Raw genomic sequence first — 9,899 nt, 5'->3', positions numbered from 1 at the left:
ATCATCGCCGGATTATCCATGATCTGACAGCCGTCCCTTATAGGATGCGGGTTCACTAGGCATCGTAGTGGAACATATTCTTACCGGGCCATACAACAAACCCCCCAATAATTCAAGACGTCCTCCACGGGGCGCTTACGGTGTCTTTGTTAATATCCATTGTTGCTCCCTGGTTAAGGATAATCCGCTGTGGCGGCGAAACGTCACGCACGATAATCATTACAGGTTAACCGATTCCGCGAAAAATGAAACCGCACCTACCTTGGCTGTCTGCGCCTTTGCGCCGCGGCGAGACGTCCGCGCGGAAGGGGCAGATTATCCGGCGCCGCGGGCGCAGGACCTGAAATTGAGCGCCATCGCCGGCAATGAGGCGCCACAGTCAAGCTTGTGTGGCGGCTCTGGCATAACCTCCAAAGGTGACTACACTCAGAGCTTTATATACAGGCCAGGCGCGGTGTTTTAAGTCAGATGCGGTATCCCATGCGTGGACGCGGTGTCCCGAGGCGAGCGCGCTACCCAAGCCTGGACCCGGTATTCCGAGTCGGACGCGGTATCCCAAGTCAGACGCGGTCTTCTGTGTCAGAACGCATATGACAAATGATCCACATTTAACGCCAGGCGCAGACAGCGCCGGCGGAGGTAGGCGGTGATGCTGCCTGCTTCAGCGACCCCAAGCGCGTTCACAGCGCTTGCGTTGTGACGCTGCCGTGGCGCATCGCCCTGTAACGGGCGTAATTCAAGCGGGTGGTCTGCTTTCACCGACCGCGCCAGCGCCAGTGTTAGCTATGGGGGTGAGACCACATTACGCAAGGATACACCGGCAGAAGTAGGTGGCTTCTCAACCGTCGGATCGCCGCCGGCGGTCTTGGCAGAAGCGAACGGACATTACTTATATTCGTCTCAGGGATGACTAAAGATGGCCAAGGGATCGTCAAAAAAACGTGAGGAAATCATGCCTACTGGCACTACGAGAATGGCGAGCAAGGTAGATAATCAAGTGGAAGTGCTGGTGGATGGTAAAGGCATCCATATTGCCCACCCCAATACCGATAATGACATCGTCAAACATTTAGATGCCGGCCGTACCACCCGCGTGAGGGAGGGGAAACCGGTTCCGCTCGGGGCAACGTAGGATGGCCTGGGGGTCAATTTTGCTATTTTTTCCGCTCATGCTACGCGCGTGGAACTGTGCTTGTTCAATGAGGACGGCGAAGAGTATGACCGTATTGAACTACCGGAATATACCGATGAGGTATGGCACGGTTATTTGCCTGACGCGCGTCCGGGGCTGCTGTACGGTTACCGGGTTCATGGCCCGTTTGAGCCGGAGCAGGGGCATCGCTTCAACCCGGCCAAGCTGCTGCTCGATCCCTATGCCAAACAAATCTGGGGCGAACTGAAATGGGATGACGCCCTGTTTGCCTATGACATCGCCAACGAAGACAAAGACTTGAGCCTGGACGAGCGCGACAGCGTGCCGTTTATGCCAAAATGTCGGGTGATTGATCCGGCGTTCTCCTGGCCCATCAACGGTAAAAACTTTATCCCGTGGGAAAAAAACCTCGTTTATGAAACGCACGCGCGCGGTTATACCATGCGTCATCCGGCGGTGCCTGAGCATTTACGCGGCACCTTTTCCGCGCTGAGCGTGCCGCAAATTGTCGACTATATAAAGACGCTTGGCGTCTCCGCCATTGAGCTGATGCCGATCCACGCCTTTGTCGACGACCGCCAACTGCAGGAGAAGGAGCTACATAATTTTTGGGGTTACAACACCCTCGGCTTTTTCGCTCCGCATCCCAAATATATGGCCACCTCAACCGTTAACGAATTCAAGCAGATGATCGCCACCCTGCACGCCGCCGGCATCGAAGTCATTCTGGATGTGGTGTATAACCACACCGCCGAAGGGAATGAACTGGGGCCGACATTGTCGCTAAAGGGGATCGACAACGCCAGCTATTACCGCCTGTTTCCCGAAGAAAAGCGGTATTACATCAACGATACGGGAACCGGCAATACGCTGAATTTGAGTCATCCGCGCGTGCTGCAAATGGTGACCGACTCTCTACGCTATTGGGCGACGGAGATGCAGATTGACGGTTTCCGTTTCGATTTGGCGACGATTCTCGGCCGGGAAAGCTACGGTTTTGACGAGGGCTGCGGCTTTCTGGATACCTGCCGCCAGGATCCTATTCTCAGCCAATGCAAGCTGATAGCGGAACCCTGGGACTGCGGCCCGGGCGGATATCAGGTGGGCGGTTTTCCGCCGGGATGGGCCGAATGGAACGATCGTTATCGTGATTCGGTGCGAAAATTCTGGCGCGGCGATGAGGGGGGCAACTGGCGGAGTTCACTACCCGTTTGGCGGGCTCGGCCGATATTTTTAATCATCGCGGCCGCAAGCCGAACGCATCGGTCAATTTCATTACCGCGCATGATGGCTTCACCCTGAACGATATCGTCTCCTATGAACACAAGCATAACGAGGCCAACGGCGAGGATAACCGCGATGGACACAGCGAAAATATTTCCGCCAATTATGGCGCGGAAGGTTTGACCGACGACCCGGCGATTAATGCGCTGCGATTGCGGCAAATGCGCAATATGCTAGCGACCTTGATCTTTTCCCAGGGTACGCCGATGCTGCTGGCGGGCGATGAGTTTGCCCGCACCCAGCAGGGCAACAATAACGGTTATTGCCAGGACAGCGAAATCAGCTGGGTCGATTGGAATATCAACGACAAAGGCCAATCGCTTATCCTATTTACCTACCGTCTTATCGCCCTGCGTAGGCGTTTTCCCATCCTGCCCCGCGGCCGTTTCTTCACCGGCAATCTGAACGAGAAGCTGAACATCAAAGACGTCACCTGGTTTCAGCCCGGCGGCGAGGAGATGAACGAAGAGACGTGGGGCGATGCTCACTTAAAGAGTATCGGTATGTCGCTGGACGGGCGTTCACAGCCGACAGGGCTGCTGCGGGTAGGGTCACAAAGTACCGTGCTGCTGTTCAGCGCCTCGCACGAAGACGTCGTGTTCACCCTGCCGGAGGTGGCGCCATTCTTCGATACCTTCCAGCCGGATGATATCAGCGAGCACACCTTCGATTTCGGCCACCATTACACCTGCCCATCACGTACCGTGGTGCTATTTGAACTGGTGAATAGCAAATCGTCGATGGTGGTCGCCTGACACGCCGGCGCGCAGCGCGCGAAACTTCTCACGGATAACCGTGGGATGCACTTCCGTACGGTAGGTGGCTTGAGAGGAGAAACCGCAGTCGACGCCGGCTATCACGTTGTCCCGGCCCACACGTTCGGCGAAACGAACCAGTCGCTCTGCGATAAGCTCAGGATGCTCCACGGTGTTGCTCGTATGGCAGATAACGCCCGGGATCAGGCGTTTCCCTTCCGGCAGTTTGACCTGTTCCCAAAGGTGGTATTCATGCTCATGGCGTACATTGCCCGCCTCAAAGGAGTAGTCGCTGGCGTTAATGCGCAACATAAAACGGACGAACTCAATGAACGGGACATCGTGGATACGCGGACCCTCATTGATGCTGTAGCAGGTATGGTAGCGGATCTTGTCCTGCGGTAGGCCGCGCAGCGCATGGTTCAGGATCTCAATATAGGCATTGGCTTTACGGTGGATAGCCGCATTGTCCAGTTGGCGATCGGCAAATAAATCCGGCAGGAAGGGGTCATCGATTTGTACGCTGAAGCCGGCGTCGATGATCGTTTGATACTCTACGCGCAGCGCGTCGGCAACGGCGCTGAGATACTCTTCTTCGCTGCGGTAAAATTCATTGCTGCCCACGCCGGTCGGCGCCACGGAGGGTAAAAACGCCCCCTGGCAGGCGGTCGTCGCCAGCGCTAGCTTCAGATTGTCGAATCCCCTTGCAGCTGCGGCAGGCCAACATAACGGACCGGGCCGGTACAGGCCACCGGCACGAACGGCGTCAAATTGCCGCCCAGCATCGCTTCGCCGAAATAGTGTTTATAGTACTCAGGAAACGCTTCAACTTCGGCATCGAACGCCGCATAGCCCGCGCCCGGCCGAGGTTCAAAACCCTCAATGCGTTCACGGACGTACGAAAAGAAACCGATCTTGGATTGTTCGCCGTCGGTGACAATATCGATGCCGTCCGCTACCTGTTCCTCGACGGACTGGCTGACGGCCTGACGAATGGCGCTATCCAGCTCTGCCTGATTATCCTGACCATCTATATTGGCTTTCATTAGATCCAACAAGGCAACCGGGCGCGGCAGGCTACCGACATGGGTGGTGAGAATACGGGAACTCGCTGCAACGTCTGACATACAAAACTCCTGTAACGGCGCCCTGCGCGGGCCGAATGAGCGTGGCTCGATAATAGGTGAACAGGAATCATAGGTGAAACCTCTTGGTGCGCCTATGCTGTTGTTAGTGCGCTAACTAATCGTGATGCGGTAGGGCAATCCCCCGTTACTCAACGACATGCGCTGACGCCAAAAGGAATTTCATCCCAGCTAAACGCGCCTATTCCGCGCTTAATGCACACATCAAACAGCGTCATGAGGAACAACCCCGGCTCCTATTGCCGCAAAATTCGCTTTTATCGTCGCCGGCTCAGAGGATGTCCGGCGAGTGGCATTCCCCTGGCTGGCCAGACTACAAGGTGAGGCTGCCGGTGGCGTTGGGCCGGTGATTCTCCCGGACGAACTCGGCGAGGCGAAACGGTTAGGTGGCCTCCCCCTTGCGCGTTTCCGGGATGGCCACAGGAGGGTTATCCGCACCGGGGACGGCGGTTATCCGCGAACGATAAGCGGGGAAGTAACGCGGTATTCATAACTAGGTTATTTTCGCGCCAAATAGCATAATGTGTTTCAGGCCGGATGAAGAATAATTGTCCATTCTGGTTATTTTATCTGCAAAATATATCCTGATGTTTTTTCCTTAAAAAGACAATCCATTTCAGGGTAATGCTAAACAGTAAACGACAATCAGAAAATATATTGACAACATTTGGTTAAAAGCTTATTTAGTCAGGGAAAATATGGCGGCGAGAAGCCGCTATGGGTGTTTCGAGTCATGACCGACTGATATTACGATAATTCCCCTCTGGAAGCGTTTTATCAGTATGTTATTTGTTCAACTCTCCCGATTATTTAGGGAAAGTTAATATTTCTGGCGATAATATGAAAATAAAAAATAAAGCGTTGCGGGTACTCTTCGCCTTAACCTGCAGTTTCTCAGCGGCGGCGGATAACGGAGCCCACAGCGATCACTCTCTTTCTGACTGGTGGCACCAGAGCGTAAACGTTGTTGGTAGCTATCATACCCGTTTCGGTCCACAACTGAATAATGACGTTTATCTGGAATATGAGGCGTTGACCCGCAAAGAATGGTTTGACTTTTATGGTTATCTGGATGTACCAAAGTCTTTTGGCGTCGGTAATAGTGCCGATCGCGGTATTTGGGATAAAGGGTCGCCGCTGTTTATGGAAATAGAGCCCCGTTTTTCCATCGACAAGCTGACGGGGTCCGATCTCAGCATGGGGCCTTTCAAAGAATGGTTCTTCGCCAATAATTACATCTACGATATGGGCCGCAATGCCGCATCTCGCTAAAGTACTTGGTATATGGGGGTGGGCACCGAGATCGATACCCACAGCGACCTGGCGCTTTCATTGAATATTTACGCAAAATATCAGTGGCAAAATTATGGCGCCAGCAATGAAAATAGCTGGGACGGGTATCGCGTCAAAGTGAAATATTTCTATCCTCTCACCACGTTATGGGGCGGCGATCTTAGTTATATCGGTTTCACTAATTTTGATTTTGGCTCCGATTTGGCCGATAAGTCCGGCGGTGTACGCAGTAATAATGCTATCGCCTCCAGCCATATTCTGGCTCTGGCCTATGACCATCTGCACTACTCGCTGGTCGCCCGCTATTTTCACCACGGTGGCCAGTGGCGCGACGGCAGCCAGCTGGATTTTTGTGATGGGTCGTTCAGCGTTGCCTCTACCGGCTGGGGGTATTATCTGGTTGTGGGCTATAACTTCTAATCCCCGGAGGCTGCCGCGCGCCGCGTCTTTTCATGATGCGCCAGGCGCCATTCAGCGTTTTTGCTCAAGCGCCGACGCGCGGGCATTCTGATATTCGTGCTGGAACAGGCACATTCTCAGCGTATTGCGGTATTGGCCGTTTATGAAAAATTCCTGTAGCAAAACCCCTTCCTGCTTGAAACCCAACTTGGTATAAATATGGATGGCTTTGGTGTTCTCTTCATCAACGATCAAATACAGCTTATGCAGATTGAGTACCATAAAGCCGAAATTCAACGCCAGATGAGTCGCTTCACTGGCGTAGCCTTTGCCCTGGTGCTCGGGCGCCACCAGGATAGAAAATTCGGCGCGCCGGTGAATATGATCGATATCCACCAACTCGACCAGCCCAACGCTGACGCCCTGCTTGTCAATAATGAACCGTCGTTCGCTGATGTTGTGGATATTTTTCTGATAAAGATCTTTTAACTCCACATAGGCTTCATGGGGTTCTTCAAACCAGTAGCGCATCACCATCTCATTATTATTGAGCTGATGAATAAAGTGCAGATCTTCACGCTCTAACGGGCGCAGCTTAATAGGATGATCCTCTGAAACTTGGCTTGGTTTTTTCATTAACGTATTCTCGAATACTTGAGTTAAAACATAATGAGTCTGATCAATTATCGGCGGTTTTGGAGAATAAATTAATGATCAAAACGCCGGCGATGATCATGGCGATACCGCATATTGCCACGGCATCCAATTTTTGCCCATACAGGAAATAGCTTACTATGGCGACAAAAACAATGCCTAAACCGCACCAACTGGCATAAGCGATGCCGACAGGTACGGTTTTAAGGACCAGCGACAACAGCGTAAACGAGATGGCGTAACCGATTATCACTAAAAGAGAGGGCACCAGTTTGCTAAAGCCCGCCGAAGCTTTGATAGACGAGGTGGCAATGACTTCCGCGATGATAGCAACAAATAAATAGAGATAAGCCATAGATGACTCTGACCAGGATAATTAAACCTCAAGACTAACACTTTTCGCTTGCGGAAAAAATACCGTAGCGGTCTCGTTGCGTAAGCAACACGGGCGGTGGTAGAGAATAAAGCTTATCCGCGCAAAGGTGTGATAAACACATTCTTCCTTTTCGTTGATTGGCCTGGAAAGCGATTGCAATGACCGCTTAAACCCCACCGGCGTTTCTCGTTCGTCGGCATTGGGCGGTGTTATTGCACCGGCGACGAGGAAGAGCGGTCGCCGGCGTTATCGGCCAAGGCCGCCGCCAGATAATCTATCAATACCCGCATCTTGGGCGGCAACTGGGGATTGGGGCGATACAACACCCAGGCCATACCTTGATAAGGGCCATCGTAACGCCATTGGGGCAATACCGGCACCAGCGTCCCCTCCGCCAGCGCGGTGGCGGTAAAGTGCGGCAGGCAGGTAATGCCCAGATGCTCTAGGACTACCGCCATACGCGCTTCGCTGTGATTGCTCACAAAACGGCCGTGAACCTCGACCTGCCGTCGCTGTTCACCCTGGCGGAATCGCCAGCGGTTATCCTCGGGCGTTTCGCCCAGCCAGATACAATCGTGCTGCGCTAAATCCTCCGGCTGTTGCGGCGTGCCGCGCCGGTTGAGGTAAAGCGGTGTGGCGCAGAGCAACTGCCGGACAAATGTCAGCCGCCGCCCCGCCAGATTCTCCGGCGGCCGGTCGCCGATGGCGATAAGCATGTCCAGGTCGCTGGCCAACAAATCCGGTAGGGTATCGGTCAACTGTAAGGCAACGTCCACTTGCGGATAACGCTGCAAAAAGGGGCCGATTAACGGGCCGATAACGAATTTGCCCAGCGCCTTGGGCACGCTTAGCCGCACCTGCCCCTGCGGGGTGGACATCACTCTGTCGGAAATCACCAGCACATCGCTGGCGCTGGTCAGGATCCGCTGACAGCACAGGTATACCTCATGACCCGCCTCGTTCAGGCGCAACCGGCGTGTACTGCGTTCCAAAAGCCGCAATCCCAGCGCCTGCTCCAGTCTGGCTATCTGCCGGCTTACCGCCGAGGTGGTGGTGCCTAATTCGCGGGCGGCGGCGGAGAAGCCGCCTTTTTCCACCACTTTGACCAGTATCACCATATTAGGCAACAGCGGGAGGAGTTGATTTGTTCTCATAGGGAATAAGTGTTGTGCATTTTTAGGCAATTATTGCCTGGGCAACAAAAGAATATACTGCAACCCTTGCTAAAGATCATCGATTACGGATGTTGAAATGCTGAATATCGCGTTAGCGCGCCACAGCTTGCCGATGCCATGTTGTTGCTGGTGGCGGTTATCTGGGGCAGCAGCTATGTAGCCACCAAACAGGCGCTCGCGTTTTATCCGGTTCTGGGTTTTATCGCGCTGCGTTTTATCTTGACCTTTCTGGTGCTGGTGCCGCAACTGCGTGGCGCCGGCTGGGCGGCCCTGCGTCCCGGGCTTCCGCTGGGGCTGATTCTGCTTGGGGTATTTATATCTGCGAAACGCAGGGCGTGGCGATTATCAGCGCCGGTAATACGGCCTTTTTAATCAGCCTGTTCGTCATTTTTACGCCGTTGGTGGAATGGTTGGTGTGTCGCGGACGGCTCTACGGAAGATTGATGCTGGCGGCGCTGCTGTCGTTGCTGGGCGTTTATTGGTTGTGCGGTGGGAGCGTGTTGCGCCTGGGGCGCGGGGAATGGCTGGTGATGGCCGCCGCGCTGCTGCGCGCTTGTCTGGTGTGTTATACCCGGCGCCTGACCGCGCACCGGCCGGTACCGGCGCTGGTGTTGGTGTTGACCGCGGTCCAGACCGGGGTCGTCGCGGCCGGCAGTTGGCTGCTGCTGCTCTTCACTTTCCGACAACCGCCTCCCTTGCCCGCGTCGTGGCAGTTTTGGGGGATCACCTTGTATCTGGCATTGTTCGCCACCCTGTTTGCCTTTTTCGCGCAAAATTATGCCGCCGGCCGCACCTCGCCTTCGCGGCTCTCGCTCCTGCTGGGCACCGAGCCGCTGTTCGTCGCGCTGCTGGCGGCGCTGTTGATTAATGAACATCTCACGGTGCTGGGTTGGGTCGGCGACGGCTGTATCGTCGCCAGCCTGCTGATGGTGCTGACCCGACGCACCACGCCGCGCCGCGTTTAGCCTCATGGGATAGGCCGCCGGGTTGCGTAGTGCTCATGCTCACGGCATATTCTTTTGCGCCGTATCGCGCTTCCTCTGCGGGATAACCCAACGCACCGCGCTTGGTTTGGCTGTCTATCCCCGCGGATGGCGTCGCGCTTCGCTCGGCAGGATACGCCACCGGGGCGTGACGACACCGGTAGACGCCTTTCTCCGGCGTTGCCGGCAATAACCTTTTAAGGTTGCCGGCATTGGATCCCGGCGTGGCTGCCTTTATGATGACTGGCCGAGACCTCCCCATCAATTACTGGACGAAATCATGCTGGAAATTCGCCTCGCCAGCCGCAAGGATGCCGATTCCCTGACCGCGCTGGGTTATGAGAGCTACATCGGTCATTTTGGCCATCTTTGGCCGGAGAAACAGGCGCTGGTGGATTTTCTGGCGGATGATTTCGCGGCGCCCTCGCTGGAGAAAAGCTTTGCAGAGCCACATTGCCACTGGCTGATAGCCAGCTTTGACGGCCAGGATGTCGGTCTGGCGAAGCTATTGTGGTAAGAGTACGCCCAGTGCCGTATTGACGGTTATTCAGCAGGGATGGTGAGGTTCCACGGCAGGAGCTCTTTGATTTTGTTGATGGGATGATCCGCGATAATCGCCAGCACATGGCGCAGATACGCTTCCGGCTCCACGCCGTTCAGTTTGCAACTGCCGATCAGCGTA

The 9,899-nt window shown here is 54.7% G+C and carries 11 protein-coding genes and 2 pseudogenes; 7 read left to right on the top strand and 6 right to left on the bottom strand.

Features of this window, described 5'->3' with window-relative positions:
* Nucleotides 1-67 precede the first annotated feature (67 nt).
* The 3 genes and pseudogenes from ACMX3H_RS05960 to glgX all read left to right on the top strand — a co-directional run bounded on the left by ACMX3H_RS05960 (nt 68) and on the right by glgX (nt 3,192).
* Entirely contained in the window at nt 68-463 is a 396-nt protein-coding gene (locus ACMX3H_RS05960) for a hypothetical protein (protein WP_415210156.1), read from the top strand.
* Nucleotides 464-952: 489 nt separating this feature from the next.
* Nucleotides 953-1,132 carry a hypothetical protein gene (locus ACMX3H_RS05955; RefSeq protein ID WP_415210155.1) on the top strand — a complete coding sequence of 60 codons (180 nt, stop codon included), beginning with the start codon at nt 953-955 and terminating at the stop codon, nt 1,130-1,132.
* 6 nt (nt 1,133-1,138) lie between these two features.
* A pseudogene (gene glgX / locus ACMX3H_RS05950) lies at nt 1,139-3,192 on the top strand (glycogen debranching protein GlgX).
* Here glgX and ACMX3H_RS05945 read toward each other — a convergent pair.
* Nucleotides 3,148-3,831, bottom strand: a complete 684-nt coding sequence (locus tag ACMX3H_RS05945; protein ID WP_415210154.1) for a hypothetical protein — start codon at nt 3,829-3,831, stop codon at nt 3,148-3,150. The pseudogene glgX and the gene ACMX3H_RS05945 overlap by 45 nt on opposite strands.
* A gap of 47 nt (nt 3,832-3,878) precedes the next feature.
* The gene (locus ACMX3H_RS05940; protein ID WP_415210153.1) at nt 3,879-4,319 is read right to left on the bottom strand and encodes a hypothetical protein; all 441 of its coding nucleotides are present in this window, start codon (nt 4,317-4,319) and stop codon (nt 3,879-3,881) included.
* Between the two features lie 858 nt (nt 4,320-5,177).
* On the opposite strand from ACMX3H_RS05940, the pseudogene ACMX3H_RS05935 reads away from it, so the two are divergent.
* A pseudogene (locus ACMX3H_RS05935) lies at nt 5,178-6,050 on the top strand (nucleoside-specific channel-forming protein Tsx).
* 51 nt (nt 6,051-6,101) lie between these two features.
* On the opposite strand, the gene speG reads toward ACMX3H_RS05935, so the two are convergent.
* From speG to ACMX3H_RS05920, 3 genes are all read right to left on the bottom strand, one after another.
* Nucleotides 6,102-6,665, bottom strand: a complete 564-nt coding sequence (gene speG / locus ACMX3H_RS05930; RefSeq protein WP_415210152.1) for a spermidine N1-acetyltransferase — start codon at nt 6,663-6,665, stop codon at nt 6,102-6,104.
* 43 nt (nt 6,666-6,708) lie between these two features.
* Nucleotides 6,709-7,038 carry a DMT family transporter gene (locus ACMX3H_RS05925; RefSeq protein ID WP_415210151.1) on the bottom strand — a complete coding sequence of 110 codons (330 nt, stop codon included), beginning with the start codon at nt 7,036-7,038 and terminating at the stop codon, nt 6,709-6,711.
* Between the two features lie 230 nt (nt 7,039-7,268).
* Nucleotides 7,269-8,213, bottom strand: coding sequence for a LysR family transcriptional regulator (locus tag ACMX3H_RS05920; RefSeq protein ID WP_415210150.1), 945 nt, complete (start codon nt 8,211-8,213; stop codon nt 7,269-7,271).
* Between the two features lie 138 nt (nt 8,214-8,351).
* Here ACMX3H_RS05920 and ACMX3H_RS05915 point away from each other — a divergent pair, with 138 nt between their 5' ends.
* From ACMX3H_RS05915 to ACMX3H_RS05905, 3 genes are all read left to right on the top strand, one after another.
* On the top strand, nt 8,352-8,606 hold the full coding sequence (locus tag ACMX3H_RS05915; protein ID WP_415210149.1) for a hypothetical protein: 255 nt from the start codon (nt 8,352-8,354) through the stop codon (nt 8,604-8,606).
* Nucleotides 8,570-9,199: a DMT family transporter gene (locus tag ACMX3H_RS05910; protein ID WP_415210148.1), complete on the top strand. Its 630-nt coding sequence runs from the start codon at nt 8,570-8,572 to the stop codon at nt 9,197-9,199. The genes ACMX3H_RS05915 and ACMX3H_RS05910 overlap by 37 nt, the downstream gene beginning before the upstream one ends.
* A 298-nt stretch (nt 9,200-9,497) precedes the next feature.
* A complete protein-coding gene (locus tag ACMX3H_RS05905; RefSeq protein ID WP_415210147.1) occupies nt 9,498-9,734 on the top strand; it encodes a hypothetical protein in 237 nt (78 codons plus the stop codon).
* 26 nt (nt 9,735-9,760) lie between these two features.
* Here ACMX3H_RS05905 and ACMX3H_RS05900 read toward each other — a convergent pair.
* Nucleotides 9,761-9,899, bottom strand: a 139-nt coding sequence (locus ACMX3H_RS05900; RefSeq protein ID WP_415210157.1) for a transposase domain-containing protein, incomplete at its 5' end; no start/stop codon positions are given.

The organism is Sodalis sp. (in: enterobacteria) (assembly GCF_047607725.1).
GTDB lineage: Bacteria > Pseudomonadota > Gammaproteobacteria > Enterobacterales > Enterobacteriaceae > JBLKSS01.
Note: the sequence above shows the minus strand (reverse complement) of the source record. Positions and strands in the feature narration are given on the sequence as shown.